Source organism: Acinetobacter sp. Lyrl_1, assembly GCF_051948795.1.
In the GTDB taxonomy this organism is placed as follows: domain Bacteria; phylum Pseudomonadota; class Gammaproteobacteria; order Pseudomonadales; family Moraxellaceae; genus Acinetobacter; species Acinetobacter towneri.
This window is the reverse complement of record NZ_JAYJLK010000022.1, coordinates 1-14,588: the sequence shown is the minus strand read 5'-3', so window position 1 is coordinate 14,588 and position 14,588 is coordinate 1. Positions and strand designations below refer to the sequence as shown.

The following is a 14,588-nucleotide window of genomic DNA, read 5'->3' as shown; positions in this document are numbered from 1 at the left end:
AGGAAACTTAGTCATTCTAAGTAACTGACTCATAACGTAATAGCAGTAAAAAATATGCTTGTTCCAAAGGACTGTGGCTAAAACTTTCTCAGATTGCTTTATGAAACTTGGTAATAGTCTCGCTATTCCCTTCGTTTCATGCCTGATCTGCTCAGTTTTAGCCTACAGCGCAAGCCATTTATGAAGTGCGTGCAACCCCCTATATTAAATTGATTATTTTTTAATTAATATACCACTGGGTACATTAATTAAAACTGAAGCGTCATTTTCCAGTTGTACTGATGCAAATTAGGATGAGCGTGTGCAGATTCATGTCGGACGACCAAAAGATTTAGAAAAACGCCAACGCATTTTAATGTCGGCAAAACACTTGTTTTTAAAGTTGGGCTTTCATGGTTCTAGTATGAATCAGATTGCACGTGAAGCAGGCGTGACCAAATTAACGGTGTATAACCACTTTCAAGACAAAGCCACGTTATTTTCCTGTGCCATTGAAGAAACCTGTGAAAGTCTGCTCAAAGCACAACCTTTGGACTTGACTGCACATAGCAATTTTAAGCAGGCCTTATACCAAGCCTGTAAACTGTCCTTGAACTTAGTCAATATGCCTGAAGCGATTAAATTAGAACATTTGCTGATGGAACTGGCCTCGGAACAAAATCCGTTGGCATTGCAGTTTTACAATGCCTCACATGCCAAACTTCGCGCGATGTGGGAAAGCTTCTTTCGCCAAGCAGTAGAATTGCAGTTTATTCAGGCAGATGAACCTAAAACGCAAACCGAATTGATCGTTTCCTTACTGCATGGTTTACGTCACCATGAAGTTTTGCTCGGTGTACGTGCCGTGCCCGATGCTGCACAATCTCAAAAGATTATTGAAGATGCAATTGGTATTTTTATGCTGCGTTATGGCTGAACAAGCTAATTTCGCAGCCTCACCATGTGAGATCTAACTCTCACCTTACACATATACGAATGATCAACTGACTCACATCTCCGCCCTGTATTTCTCTCCTAAATACTGCCGTTTGGCACTATAACTTCAGATGCACAAAATCCATGCAACTTTTGTAGATAGCCCGCTTGGATTGTAGCTAAATCGGGGTATAGTCTTAACAGAGTAGAAAAACACAGAACATGGAGAACAACGAATGATTCAACAAATTGATGCTCCTCTACGCGATGACGTACGCTTACTTGGCAACTTATTGGGTGAAACCCTCAAGTTACACGCAGGACAAGATTTGTTTAATCAGGTCGAACAAATTCGTGCCTTATCTAAAGGCGCGCGCGATGGACAAGCCGAAGCTGAAAAACAACTCGAACAACTGTTTTTAAGTCTGGAAGATGATGAAATCTTACCGCTCACCCGTGCCTTTACCCACTTTTTGAATTTTGCCAACATTGCCGAGCAATATCATGTGGTGCGGAGCCGTCGCCAAAGCGAATTTGATGAAAATGGCGTTTCTCCAAACCCGTTAGATCACTTATTTATCAAGTTTAAAGACAACCAAATTTCTGCAGAAACACTCTTTCAACAAGTCTGCGAGCTAAAAATTGAGTTGGTTTTAACTGCGCATCCGACTGAAGTCAGCCGTCGTACCCTCATTCAAAAATATGACGATATTAATGACTGCTTGTTTAAAATGGATCAGCAAAAACTGACACCACGTGAACGTCAGGCAGTTTTGGCAGATTTAAAACAGCTGATCAGCTCGGCTTGGCAAACCGATGAAATTCGCCAACATCGCCCAACCCCTGTCGATGAAGCCAAATGGGGCTTTACCACCATCGAACAAACCCTGTGGAATGCGGTGCCTAAATTCATGCGTGAATTAGACAGCATTGTGCAGGAACATTGTGGACAAAGCCTACCGCTGAGCGTTGCACCTGTACGTTTCGCCTCTTGGATGGGCGGTGACCGCGATGGTAACCCGAATGTCACTCATAAAGTTACTCAAGAAGTGCTGTGGCTGTCACGCTGGAAAGCAGCAGAACTGTATTTACGTGATATTGAAAACCTGCGTTGGGAACTCTCCATTCAGCAATGCAGCCCAGAATTGGCAGATGCTTTGGGACATTTCCATGCCGAGCCGTACCGTGAATATTTACGCGACACCCGAGAACGCCTAAAAGCCACCCGCGACTGGTTAGCAGCGAAACTGCAAGGCAAAGAGGCTGATGACAGTTTGGTCATCAAAAGCAAAGACGAACTGTTACAGCCTTTATTGCTGTGTTATCGCTCGCTGACGGCTTGCCAATTATCAGACATTGCGAACGGCAAATTGTTGGATTTAATTCATCGTGTGAATTGTTTCGGCATTGAATTACTAAAACTGGATATTCGCCAAGAGTCAGGACGTCATCGTCAAGCCATTTCTGCCATTACCGAATATTTAGGTTTGGGCAATTTTGAAACTTGGACTGAACAAGCGCGTCAGAACTTCTTGCTTCAAGAGCTACAAAGTAAACGTCCGTTATTGCCAAAATTCATGCAAGAACCTGCACAAAGCCTGATTCAACATCCCGATGTGCAAGAAGTGTTTGCCACCATGCGCACTTTGGCTGCACAGCCGCAGGAAAGTTTGGGCGCTTATATTATTTCCATGGCGGAATATCCAAGTGATGTATTGGCAGTGTTATTGCTGCAAAAAGAAGCGGGCATTCAGCATCCTTTGCGTGTGGTGCCGCTGTTTGAAACCCTGAAAGACTTGGATGGGGCTGCCCAAACCATGAATACCCTATTTAATATGCATTGGTACAAACAGCATATTCAGGGCAAACATGAGGTGATGATTGGCTACTCAGACTCCGCCAAAGATGCAGGTTTCATGTCTGCCAACTGGGCACAGTACCGCGCGCAGGAAGAACTGACTGCGGTAGCGCAGCAACATGCTGTGCAGCTGACTTTATTCCATGGTCGTGGTGGTTCCATCAGCCGTGGCGGTGCGCCAACGCAACAAGCATTGTTCTCACAACCTCCAGGGTCTATTTCAGGTGCAATTCGCGTCACCGAACAAGGTGAAATGATTCGCTTTAAATTTGGGCTTGAAGGGGTTGCCTTACAAAATCTGGAAGTCTATACCGCTGCAACCTTAGAAGCGACGCTGATGCCACCACCTGTGCCGAAAGCAGAATGGCGCGAGCTGATGGATAACATGACCGAACTTTCGGTGCAGGTCTATCGTCAAACCGTGCGTGAAAATCCGCATTTTGTGAAATATTTACGCACTGTCACGCCAGAGCTGGAATTGCAAATGTTGCCACTCGGTTCACGTCCCGCGAAACGTAAAGTGAGCGGTGGAATTGAATCCTTACGTGCCATTCCATGGGTATTTGCATGGACACAAATCCGTTTGATGCTGCCTGCTTGGTTAGGGACAGGCGCAGCAATTAACCAAACGCTCGATCAGGGACAAAAAGCCACTTTGGATGAAATGCTCAGCGATTGGCCGTATTTCCAGACTTTGATTGATATGCTAGAAATGGTGTTGTCTAAAGCCGACAGCAATATTGCCCTGTACTACGAATCTAACCTGACCGATGACGAAGACTTAAAACAACTGGGTGAGCAACTCCGTCAACGTCTGCGTGATGCTGTGACGACCCTACTGACCCTCAAAGGTGAATCGCAATTGCTCAGCAGCAATGATGTGCTAGATCAATCGATGCGGGTGCGTAAACCTTATTTATTGCCACTGCATTTGCTACAGGCAGAATTGATGAAACGTCGTCGTTTGTATTTGGCAGAACAGCATGCCGAACATACCCCTGTCGATCATGCCCTCATGGTGAGTATTGCAGGGATTGCAGCAGGCTTACGCAATACAGGTTAAGACCTAACGAATAGCACAACAAGCAGAGTCATGCTCTGCTTGTGGCTCATTCACTCACTTAAACATGATTTGGGACGGATGACTACATATTAGGCTAAGTAGAAAAAATCATAAAAAAACATGATAACTGGCATTTTTTATGATTTCTGTCTCAACTTATTTGAATTATGCTTAGATTAGACAATAAATAAGAGTTTGGACTTGCCTATGCCAGAAAGCTCTACAATGACGACTTTATTAAAGCTAAAAATTTTTAATATTTTCAAGGGTATAAAAATCTCCTCAGTTTAAATAACATCCAAAAATCACGTGTCGTCAGTGGCTTGGTTTTTTTCTTTCATTTACTCTTTTTAGTGGTACTTTGGCTCAGTCAAAGCCAACCCCTGTTTACCCCATACATGCTGCCATGGGTATTGGGTTGTTTAATATTGTATTTGCTGATTGCCTTGGTCTTTATATGTCATCAGCTATCGTATTCCTGAAAATCAGACCACACTCTATTATTTTCCAATTCTGTGTTTAGGCTTTTATAGCAGCTCACTCATGAGTATTGGCTATTTTCTGGGTCAAATGACGGTACTCACAGGCGTATTTACCATTGGCTCCATTTTTACAGGCTTATTGTTGTTTAAACGCAGCATTATCTTTTGGGGCACCATTCCCTGCTTGGTGGTATTTTACGGTGGTTCTTTGCTGACCTTGCGCAATATTATCCCCTATGCGCCCGTTTTTCAGCCCTATACGTTTACCAGTGCGGAATTCCAAAATTTCATGCTCATCAATAACTTGATTGGCAGCACCATCATTGGTGTTCTGTTGGCCATTTTATTTAATACTTTTTTGGGACGCTGGATGATTCGTGAAGAACATCAGCAACAACTAATTCTGCTTGATCCACTCACCCAAACTCTCAACCGACGCGGTTTAAGCATAAAATTCAACCAACTGGTGAATCAAAAACAATTGGCGGGGCAAAACAAAGAACACATCTGCCTTGCCCTGCTCGATTTAGACTGGTTTAAGCAAGTAAATGATCGCTATGGACACGATGGAGGGGATCAGGTACTCAAGCAAATTCCAAAAATTTTGCAAAAAAATCTACGCAGTGAAGATATTATCGGACGTTTTGGTGGCGAAGAATTTATGATTATTTTCTCCAATACCTCACCGCAAATTGCCCAAAATGTACTGGAACGCTGCAGAATTGCCATTGAACAACATCGTATTGCCTATGCAGAACATGAGATTCAAATTACCGCAAGTTTTGGTTTAAGTGCCTTATATATTTATCATGCAGATCAACATGAATTAATTCAGCGTACTGATGCTGCGCTGTATAAAGCCAAGCAAAGTGGACGTAATAATGTGCAGCAAGATATTGAATCATGAATATTAATTTTGTATAAAATACAAACAAAAATCGCAGGTCATACAATTTTTTTTAAACTGCGACTATCACTAAGTGACTGCAATACATTCTTTAAATTTATAAATAAAATTACTTATTTATATTAAATGTAAATTTTATCAAATAGTAAAATTTAATCCTAAAAATAAACAGCTGGTCAGTTTCCTCGCAAAATTTTTAAAAAATTTATGCAATACAAGGGTATGATGTGCTCAATTTAGCTTTTGAGTGCTTACTTTATGTCCAATTGGTTTCCCAAATGGCGCCCTTATGAAGGCAGCATTGATGCACGTCCTGTAGGTACCAATGAGTATCTACCGCCTGCACAAACCGTTGTATTGGGGATACAACACGCGTTTGCCATGTTTGGTGCTACTGTACTTGCACCTTTCTTAATGGGCTTTGATCCGAACCTTGCCATTTTAATGTCAGGGATTGGTACCATCCTGTTCTTTTTCATGACAGGTGGGCGTGTTCCAAGTTATTTAGGCTCAAGCTTTGCCTTTATTGGGGTGGTGATTGCTGCCACAGGCTATGCAGGCGCAGCAGGCGGTTTAAATGCCAATATTGGGGTTGCGGCAGGCGGGATTATTGCCTGCGGTATTTTATATGCCCTGATTGGCTTTTTGGTGATGGCTACTGGCACCCGCTGGATTGAAAAATTAATGCCACCTGTGGTGACAGGTGCGGTGGTGATGATCATTGGTTTAAACCTTGCTCCTGTCACGGTCAAAGCGGTTGCAGGCAATCCATTGAATATGTGGATGGCCTTGGTGACTGTGCTATGTATGGGCATGATTGCCGTATTTACCAAAGGTTTACTGCAACGCCTCTTGCTCCTGATTGGCTTGCTCATATCGTATCTGATCTATTTTGTAGTCACCAATGTCATGGGTTGGGGGACGCCAATTAACTTCGCACCGATTCAGCAAGCCGCTTGGTTTGGCGTACCAGACTTTCATGCGCCTGTATTTGATGTGAATGCCATGCTGATTATTGCCCCAATTGCCTTCATTTTGGTGGCAGAGAACTTGGGACACATTAAAGCAGTAGGTGCCATGACTGGTGAAAACCTCGATCCACACATTGGTAAAGCCTTTGTAGCCGATGGTGTTGCCACAACCCTTGCAGGTGGTGTCGGTGCACCGGGTATGACTACCTATGGTGAAAACATTGGGGTGATGGCTGTTACCCGCGTGTATTCCACGATTATTTTTGTGGTGGCGGGGGTCTTTGCTATTTTCCTTGGCTTATCACCAAAATTTGGGGCAATCATCCATACCATTCCTACCGCCATTTTAACGGGCGCTTCGATTGTGGTATTTGGTTTGATTACCATTGCTGGCGCGAAAATCTGGATTGAAAACAAAGTCGATTTTTCTAAAAACAAAAATCTGATGGTGGCTGCCGTGACCATTATTTTAGGAACGGGTGACTTTGCGTTGCAATTGGGCAGCTTTAACTTGGGCGGGATTGGGACAGCAACTTTTGCAGCCTTGTTCCTGAACTGGTTCTTTAGTTTGCGTGATCCCTCTTAATCAGAACTTGCGGTCATTTGCTTGAACCTAAGCAAATGCCGAAACAATGCAAAAAGACCGAACAACAGTGATTGTTCGGTCTTTTTTTACCTCAAACGGTCTGTCTAGAATGAACCGTTTTTAAGAGATAATGCTTTTACTTGGCTTATTTCTGTTTTTTAAGCTCTTGCTTAAGTTGCTTCAATTTGCCTTTATGTTTTGAAATCTTTTTCAAACGTGCTTTGATTTGTTGCTTCAAAGATTTAACTTGCTTAGCCATGGTATTACTCCTTAGTAAGGCTATTCGTTGCCATTGTGTTGTTTCACAAAACTACGAATAAATTTTCTTAATTCACGAGCAGCACTAGTATCAAGTTCTTCACATAAACGAATAAATTCATCACGTTCAGTACTATTAATACGAATTAAAAGTTGTCCATCTTTCTTGCCTGTCTTTATTTTTTTGATTTGCTCATTCATTGCTGATCTCTCCAAAATAAAGACTGCTTTGCAAAAGATGTATATACAATATATATACTTTTTAAAATAAAGCAAACTTACAATGTTAAAAAATGTAATAAAATCATATTCTTTTTTTTACCAATACTTTTTAAAAACCCAGCAAAGCCAAGACAGACAAGGCTTTGCGCTTAAAACCACCTGCAGAAAAAATAAGCAAATTATTTTTAAAAATTATGCTTTGAATACCAAGATGGCATATAAATACGCGGTTTTACCGCAAAAACGCAAAGTTTGGGCTGCGTTTGAAGCATCGCCCAAACTTAGGGATAGATCAATTAAGGACGGAATTCTTTTAATTCACGCTGAATAAAATGCTGAATCATATCGTGATACAAACGCTCGACCATGTCAGGATCGACTGCATGTTGCAGAGCCAAAGTACGGACTTTTTCAATCACTTCTTTCACGCGCTGCGGTGACTGTACATCTTCCACAGTCTGTTTATGGCGCATGGCCTGATCGACATAAAACTGACGCGATGCAATCAGTTCAATTAAAGCCACATCAATTTGGTCTATTTTGTCACGTGCTTGTTGTAATGAGTTTACTTTTTCATTGTTCATGGGCTTGGGCTACACTTTCAGTTTCGGTTTCGTTTTCACTCTTATACTTTTCTTCTAACACATTACTGAAAATACTTTCAATCATCCACACCCGATATAAGCTGTTAAACACGTAGCTTTGCCCATCTATGCGCAATTCCAACACAGGAAAATCGGGCTGAGATTTCATTTCACACAGCATATCGTTTTCTTTGAGCAACTCGGTCACATCGGCTGTGGTCAGTTGATCTAACTCCAGTTCACGCTGCATACGCTCAAAATGCGCTTTAAAGGATAAATCCTGTCCCCTCGTCCATACCGCCTGCAAAATGCGATACATGGCATCCACACGCTGTTCTTCAGGCGCACTGTAATACAGTTGTGCCATTTGATAAGTCGCCTGCTCAGTCGGGCGGCAAAACGGCGTAAACGCAACATCAGTACGTTTAGATAAACGTGTTGCCAAACTCCAGTCAAACCAGTCGCGTCCATGATAAGACAAGGGATACACATTCAAATGGATATTGTAATAGGCAGCTAATTCTTCTTTGATATACGCCAATAACAACCAAGAAATCGGGTCTTCCAGTGCAATATGCAAATCCAGTTCAGGGTCGAGTGCCTGAATTTCATTGAGTTCTTCGGCATCACTAATTAAATGTTCTCGCCATTCAATGTGATTGATCAAGAAAATAGGATTATCGGTGAGTAATTTTTGTTGTTTTAAACGGCGTGTCAAACGCAATAAATCATCGACCGCATGATATTTACGTCCACCAAACTCAAAATAACTGGCCAATACAGGTGCATCATCAAAAACCCGTTCAGGAAAATCCTGAATTTGATGATGACGGCTGGACATGGCATATAAAGTGCGTAATTTACCCGACTGCTTTTGCCACAGCATGTGGAACACATCTTCGAGTAAATACAAAAAATCCTGACCACGTAACGGCGTATGCCGCAAAATGGTTTCTGCCTGCATTAAGGCTTCTGCAGTCGGTGATTCAGGGCTATCGTGAAAACTAAACCGATGTTGTTTGGCAAGAATTTGTGCATCTTGAATACAGTAATTTTGCCATTCTGCAGCCGACATTTGATTCGGTGCATCGCCACTTTGCCGCGAAATCACCACGGTTAAAGGTTTTAATTCATCGGCCAGAATATCTTCTAATTGCGGCAACTCCTGTACCGCCAAATAGCTATATACATCATCTAGACGCAAATGCACACTCAGTCCGTGTTCCGTGGGCAACACCGCTTGCCGAGATGGTTTTTGATAAAACCAACTCGATCTGATCGGATCGAACCAACGGCGTAACAGTGACATGAGATCAGCCTCTAAAAAGAAAATCCTTGTGGTTTGGGGACAAGCCACATGCAAATCATGTGCGCTCGTCCTTCAATAGTACACAAGGATTTATATCAATTCATATAAAAATGATCAATTAGACCTCTAAATTCAGATCAGTCACTGCACCTTTTTCTGCGCCCGATGCCAATTTAGCAAATTTCGCCAATGCACCATGGGTATAGTTTGGCTTTGGTTTGACCCATGCCGCTTTACGTGCTGCCATTTCCTCTTCCAACACATGCCAAGTCATTTCACGGGTTTCGGCATTAATCGAAATTTTATCGCCATTTTTCACCAGACCAATTGGCCCGCCTTCATACGCTTCTGGGGTCACATGCCCAATCACAAAACCGTGACTGCCACCCGAAAAACGTCCATCGGTAATTAACGCGACTGAATTACCCAAACCTTTGCCAATAATTGCAGAAGTTGGTTTCAGCATTTCTGGCATACCCGGGCCACCTTTAGGGCCTTCACCACGAATCACCACCACTTCACCTTCTTGCACTTCACCATCTAAAATGCCGCGCATCGCGCCAATTTCACCTTCAAAAACGCGTGCAGGGCCTTCAAAATACAAGCCTTCTTTGCCTGTAATTTTTGCCACTGCGCCCGTAGGTGATAAGTTGCCTTTTAAAACCACCAAGTGCGAATCTTTTTTGATTGGTGCATCAAACGGTAAAATAATTTGCTGACCTTCAGGATAATCGGCAACATCGGCCAAGTTTTCTGCCAAAGTTTTACCTGTAACCGTTAAGCAAGAACCATCAAGCATGCCTGCATCTAGCATGCGTTTCATCAACGGTTGAATGCCGCCAATGGCAATCAGCTCCGACATTAAATACTTGCCCGATGGACGTACATCGGCCACCACTGGGGTTTCCTGACCAATACGCACGAAATCATCCAGTGTGAGTTCAACCCCTGCAGAATGTGCCATGGCAATCAAATGCAACACACCATTGGTCGATCCACCCAAAGCAATCAATACTTTAATGGCATTTTCAAAGGCAGATTTGGTCATAATGTCACGTGGTTTAATATCCAGACGTAACAGATTCATGACCGCTTCGCCTGCGCGTTGGCAGTCATCCATTTTATCTTGAGAAACAGCTTCTTGTGCTGAAGACCCCGGCAAACTCATGCCCAATGCTTCAATGGCCGATGCCATAGAGTTGGCGGTGTACATGCCACCACAAGAGCCTGCACCTGGCAAAGCCACTTCTTCAATTTGTTTGACCTGAATTTCGTTAATTTCACCTTTGGCATGCTGACCCACGGCTTCAAACACCGAAATAATATCGGTATGTCCTGCACCCGGTTTAATAGTGCCGCCATAAACAAACAAGCCCGGACGGTTTAAACGCGCCAGTCCCATAATGCAGCCCGGCATGTTTTTATCGCAGCCACCAATTGCAATCACACCATCATAGGCCTGACAACCCACCACGGCTTCAATTGAGTCGGCAATGATTTCACGTGAAACCAGTGAATATTTCATGCCTTCGGTGCCGTTTGAAATACCGTCTGAAATGGTGATGGTATTGAAAATAATGCCTTTACCACCCGCTTGATTCACGCCTGTTTCCGCTTCACGCGCCAAGCCATCAATATGCATATTACATGGTGTGACATTGGCCCAAGTCGATGCAATGCCAATAAATGGACGAGTAAAATCTTCATCCTTAAAACCCACCGCACGCATCATGGAGCGTGCAGGTGCATTTTCAATGCCTTCATAGACTTCGGCTGAATGTTCGCGGATATTCTGTTTACTCATGGCTGATTCCTTAGCAAGATGGGTGAAATGACGTGCTCATCATGACGATTTATTTTATTTTTCATTGTATCGAAAGCGGGCAGGATGTAAACGAAAATGCCTGTCTAATTTCATTGCTCAAATTTGCTGCACTACTAACATTGCTCAATGCAGGCTCATAAAAAAAGCACCCCAATTTTGGAGTGCTTTTTTGTGGCAGCTTAAATTGCTAAGTACTGCTTAGATTTCACGTACCGCACCTTTTGCCGCACTGGTAGTGTGCATAGCATAGGCTTTCAACGCTTTAGAAATTTTACGTGGACGTTCTTCTGCAGGATGCCAGCCTTTAGCTTCTTGCGCTTCACGACGTGCCGCCATGGTTGCGTCATCTACCGCCAAGTGAATGCTGCGGTTTGGAATATCAATTTCGATACGGTCACCATCTTCAACCAGACCAATCGCGCCACCTTCAGCCGCTTCTGGAGAAACGTGACCAATTGAAAGACCTGAAGAACCGCCCGAGAAACGACCATCAGTCAGTAATGCACATTCTTTACCTAAACCTTTCGATTTCAAATAGCTGGTTGGATAGAGCATTTCTTGCATACCTGGGCCACCACGTGGGCCTTCGTAGCGAATCACCACCACATCACCCGCTGTGATTTTACCGCCCAAAATCGCGTCTACTGCAGCATCCTGACTTTCAAAAACACGTGCTGTGCCGTTGAATTTCAAAATAGAATCATCCACCCCTGCAGTTTTTACAATACAGCCATCTAAAGCAATATTGCCGTAAAGTACCGCCAAACCACCATCTTTAGAGAAAGCGTGTTCTGCATTACGAATCACACCATTGTCACGGTCACCATCTAAACGTGAATAGTAACGGTCTTGTGAGAATGCTGTTTGGGTGGGTACGCCGCCCGGTGCAGAACGGAAGAACTGGTAAACGTCTTCATTTTCGGTACGGATGATGTCCCATTTATCCAAAGCATCTTTTAAAGTCGCTTCGTGAACTGTGCCTACTGAAGTGTCCAATAAACCTGCGCGATCCAGCTCGCCTAAAATAGACATAATGCCACCCGCACGGTGTACATCTTCCATGTGAACATCTTGTTTTGCAGGCGCTACTTTACATAGTACAGGCACTTTACGTGATAAACGGTCAATGTCATCCATGGTGAAATCCACACCTGCCTCATTGGCAGCCGCCAACAAGTGCAGTACGGTGTTGGTTGAACCGCCCATGGCAATGTCCAACGTCATAGCATTTTCATAAGATGCTTTGGTTGCAATTGAACGTGGCAATACGCTGTAATCGTCTTGTTCATAATGGCGTTTGGCCAATTCCACAATCAACTGACCTGCTTTATCAAACAGTTTTTTACGGTTGGCGTGAGTTGCTACAATTGAACCGTTGCCTGGTAAAGATAAACCTAGAGCTTCTGTTAAGCAGTTCATTGAGTTTGCAGTGAACATCCCTGAGCATGAACCACAAGTTGGACATGCAGAACGCTCATATTCAGCAACTTCTTCATCCGTATAGTTGTCATCTGCCGCCACAATCATCGCGTCAATCAAGTCAATCGCGTGTTCATTGCCACGAATTTTGACTTTACCTGCTTCCATTGGGCCGCCAGACACAAACACCACTGGAATGTTCAGACGCATAGCAGCCATCAGCATCCCTGGTGTGATTTTGTCACAGTTGGATATACACACCATTGCATCGGCGCAGTGTGCGCTGACCATGTATTCTACCGAGTCGGCAATCAAGTCACGCGATGGCAATGAATACAACATGCCGTCATGACCCATGGCAATCCCGTCATCTACAGCAATGGTGTTAAATTCTTTGGCAACACCACCTGCCGCCTGAATTTGCTCTGCCACCATTTGACCGAGGTCTTTTAAATGCACATGGCCAGGTACAAATTGGGTAAATGAGTTGACCACCGCAATAATCGGCTTACCGAAATCTTCGTCTTTCATACCCGTTGCACGCCATAAGCCGCGTGCACCCGCCATATTTCTTCCGTGTGTCGATGTTTTTGAACGATAGTCAGGCATTATAAAGTTCCAACTTGGTTGTGCTGAAATGAATCTGAAATTCATTCTGGCGAAATAATACTGTTTGCAAGATCTGTATCACTGCAAAATAGTTTAAGAGTCTTTCTATTTTACTACAGCTTGAGGTAGTAAGGCTGCTGCTTTACCAACTTTATGATGGATAAAAAGTGACGAGAACCCACAGCACCTTGTTGATCATACTGAAATGAACTACTCAGTGCTAAAGCAACCGAGTTTCCGTGATGCAGCCTAAGCTGCACACTTCTCTTTTGACGCTTCATCGGTACAGCGAGAAAAAGCTTTAACACTCTTTTTCGTCTTACGAACACCTCCACGCCCACTAGATGACAAGTGATTGTCATCCAACAGTGTTCCACTGTCTAAGATTAATTTTACTGCCCTCTGTTTAATCACCATTGCTGCATTATGATCTGCATTGTCAATGTGTCTACAATTCACGCATTTGAACCTGTCTTGGCTCTTGCGATTGTCGGGGTGAGTGTGACCGCATGAAGCGCACTCTTGACTGGTGTAAGCAGCAGGGATACTAAAAACTGCTTTTCCTAATCGTTCCGCTTTGTATTTCAGGAACGATGCGATCTGGTACCAACCTACATTGAGGATCGCCTTGTTTAAGCCAGCTTTCGCTTTGGCTTTATTTGGAATGAAACGACCTAACTCATCTTTTTTCGGTGCAGGCTTCTTAGTCATCTGCTTGGTATTTAATTTCTCAAATACAAAAACTTTACCAAATCCATTAACCAATGCATGGCTAGTTTTGTGGGCAAAATCCTTGCGGATATTAGCTTTCTTTGCATGATGCACCGCAATATGATGTTTAGTTCTTGCTCTGCGGTTAGAGTCTTTTTGTTGTTGTGATAGTTTCCGTTGCAGGCGTTTGATATAGCGATCCGCTTTAGATAGGTGATTCTTCTGCTCTTTGGAGAAATCAAATTCTTTATGCTCTGCATGAACAGGGATAACCACGCCACGATCAATACCAACCACAATGTCTTGTAGCTGTTCTGCTGTCATACCACGTAGATATTCTAGATGTTCTTCGGGCTTGATTACTTGAATATCCTGATCATCTTCATAGCAAAATGACACAAAGTATTGACCACGTTCTTTACGGATGTAGAGGGATTTAGGCTCGTTAAAATCAGCATGAATCCCAAACTTTAAAATTCCGATGTTATTGGTTTTCGTACCAATAAATAGATGCAGTTTGCCAAACTGGTCAGGCTCGAATCTGAACAACTCACGGGTGAGGTAAATTGAGCCTTTATCTGTTTTCTTTTTACGCTTCGGACGACCACAAATGCCACTTTTAAACCTATCAAGAGTTTCTTTCCAATTGCTTGCTGAATTTCTCAGGATTTGGCTAGGGCATTGTTTTAGCCATGCGCTGAGTTCTTCTGATTTAAAGTGTGAGTATTTTTGATCTTGCGTTTCATAATATTGATTGTAAGGAGTGAACTTACGTGCAAAGCCACGGAAGTATTTATCCACTGGAGCGTAAAACCTCGTGGTTCAGCACGAGGATATAAGCGACTGGAGTAAACCATATGAACGACACA

General features: G+C 43.2%; 11 protein-coding genes. 5 read left to right on the top strand and 6 right to left on the bottom strand.

Features of this window, described 5'->3' with window-relative positions; genetic code table 11:
• Window positions 1-301 precede the first annotated feature (301 nt).
• The 4 genes from VF675_RS08420 to VF675_RS08405 all read left to right on the top strand — a co-directional run bounded on the left by VF675_RS08420 (window position 302) and on the right by VF675_RS08405 (window position 6,782).
• Complete coding sequence (locus tag VF675_RS08420; RefSeq protein ID WP_019837343.1) at window positions 302-916, top strand: TetR/AcrR family transcriptional regulator; 615 nt, start codon at window positions 302-304, stop codon at window positions 914-916.
• A 235-nt stretch (window positions 917-1,151) separates the two neighbouring features.
• The gene (gene ppc / locus VF675_RS08415) at window positions 1,152-3,836 is read left to right on the top strand and encodes a phosphoenolpyruvate carboxylase (RefSeq protein ID WP_131261313.1); all 2,685 of its coding nucleotides are present in this window, start codon (window positions 1,152-1,154) and stop codon (window positions 3,834-3,836) included.
• A gap of 441 nt (window positions 3,837-4,277) precedes the next feature.
• Entirely contained in the window at window positions 4,278-5,225 is a 948-nt protein-coding gene (locus VF675_RS08410) for a GGDEF domain-containing protein (protein WP_004970350.1), read from the top strand.
• A gap of 258 nt (window positions 5,226-5,483) precedes the next feature.
• A complete protein-coding gene (locus VF675_RS08405; protein ID WP_440205062.1) occupies window positions 5,484-6,782 on the top strand; it encodes a solute carrier family 23 protein in 1,299 nt (432 codons plus the stop codon).
• Window positions 6,783-7,061: 279 nt separating this feature from the next.
• Here the strand turns inward: VF675_RS08405 and VF675_RS08400 are convergent, their stop codons facing one another.
• Window positions 7,062-7,241, bottom strand: coding sequence for a hypothetical protein (locus tag VF675_RS08400; RefSeq protein ID WP_004970356.1), 180 nt, complete (start codon window positions 7,239-7,241; stop codon window positions 7,062-7,064).
• Window positions 7,242-7,323: 82 nt separating this feature from the next.
• On the opposite strand from VF675_RS08400, the gene VF675_RS08395 reads away from it, so the two are divergent.
• Window positions 7,324-7,593: a hypothetical protein gene (locus tag VF675_RS08395; RefSeq protein WP_136143458.1), complete on the top strand. Its 270-nt coding sequence runs from the start codon at window positions 7,324-7,326 to the stop codon at window positions 7,591-7,593.
• Here the strand turns inward: VF675_RS08395 and VF675_RS08390 are convergent.
• From VF675_RS08390 to VF675_RS08370, 5 genes are all read right to left on the bottom strand, one after another.
• Complete coding sequence (locus VF675_RS08390) at window positions 7,559-7,846, bottom strand: chorismate mutase (RefSeq protein ID WP_179988877.1); 288 nt, start codon at window positions 7,844-7,846, stop codon at window positions 7,559-7,561. The genes VF675_RS08395 and VF675_RS08390 overlap by 35 nt on opposite strands.
• On the bottom strand, window positions 7,836-9,155 hold the full coding sequence (locus tag VF675_RS08385; protein ID WP_440205061.1) for a hypothetical protein: 1,320 nt from the start codon (window positions 9,153-9,155) through the stop codon (window positions 7,836-7,838). Before VF675_RS08385 ends, VF675_RS08390 begins: the two co-directional genes overlap by 11 nt.
• Before the next feature lie 118 nt (window positions 9,156-9,273).
• The gene (gene ilvD / locus VF675_RS08380) at window positions 9,274-10,959 is read right to left on the bottom strand and encodes a dihydroxy-acid dehydratase (protein ID WP_440205060.1); all 1,686 of its coding nucleotides are present in this window, start codon (window positions 10,957-10,959) and stop codon (window positions 9,274-9,276) included.
• 219 nt (window positions 10,960-11,178) lie between these two features.
• Window positions 11,179-13,008, bottom strand: coding sequence for a dihydroxy-acid dehydratase (gene ilvD / locus VF675_RS08375; RefSeq protein ID WP_019837334.1), 1,830 nt, complete (start codon window positions 13,006-13,008; stop codon window positions 11,179-11,181).
• 249 nt (window positions 13,009-13,257) lie between these two features.
• Entirely contained in the window at window positions 13,258-14,520 is a 1,263-nt protein-coding gene (locus VF675_RS08370) for an RNA-guided endonuclease InsQ/TnpB family protein (protein WP_440205059.1), read from the bottom strand.
• Between the last annotated feature and the right edge of the window lie 68 nt (window positions 14,521-14,588).

What these genes read in the sequence shown, in the direction of transcription:
- ppc (WP_131261313.1), top strand. Translation starts at nt 1,152, where the DNA reads ATGATTCAACAAATTGATGCTCCTCTACGCGATGACGTACGCTTACTT.
- VF675_RS08405 (WP_440205062.1), top strand. Translation starts at nt 5,484, where the DNA reads ATGTCCAATTGGTTTCCCAAATGGCGCCCTTATGAAGGCAGCATTGAT.
- VF675_RS08400 (WP_004970356.1), bottom strand. Translation starts at nt 7,241, where the DNA reads ATGAATGAGCAAATCAAAAAAATAAAGACAGGCAAGAAAGATGGACAA.
- VF675_RS08395 (WP_136143458.1), top strand. Translation starts at nt 7,324, where the DNA reads ATGTTAAAAAATGTAATAAAATCATATTCTTTTTTTTACCAATACTTT.
- VF675_RS08390 (WP_179988877.1), bottom strand. Translation starts at nt 7,846, where the DNA reads ATGAACAATGAAAAAGTAAACTCATTACAACAAGCACGTGACAAAATA.
- VF675_RS08385 (WP_440205061.1), bottom strand. Translation starts at nt 9,155, where the DNA reads ATGTCACTGTTACGCCGTTGGTTCGATCCGATCAGATCGAGTTGGTTT.
- ilvD (WP_440205060.1), bottom strand. Translation starts at nt 10,959, where the DNA reads ATGAGTAAACAGAATATCCGCGAACATTCAGCCGAAGTCTATGAAGGC.
- ilvD (WP_019837334.1), bottom strand. Translation starts at nt 13,008, where the DNA reads ATGCCTGACTATCGTTCAAAAACATCGACACACGGAAGAAATATGGCG.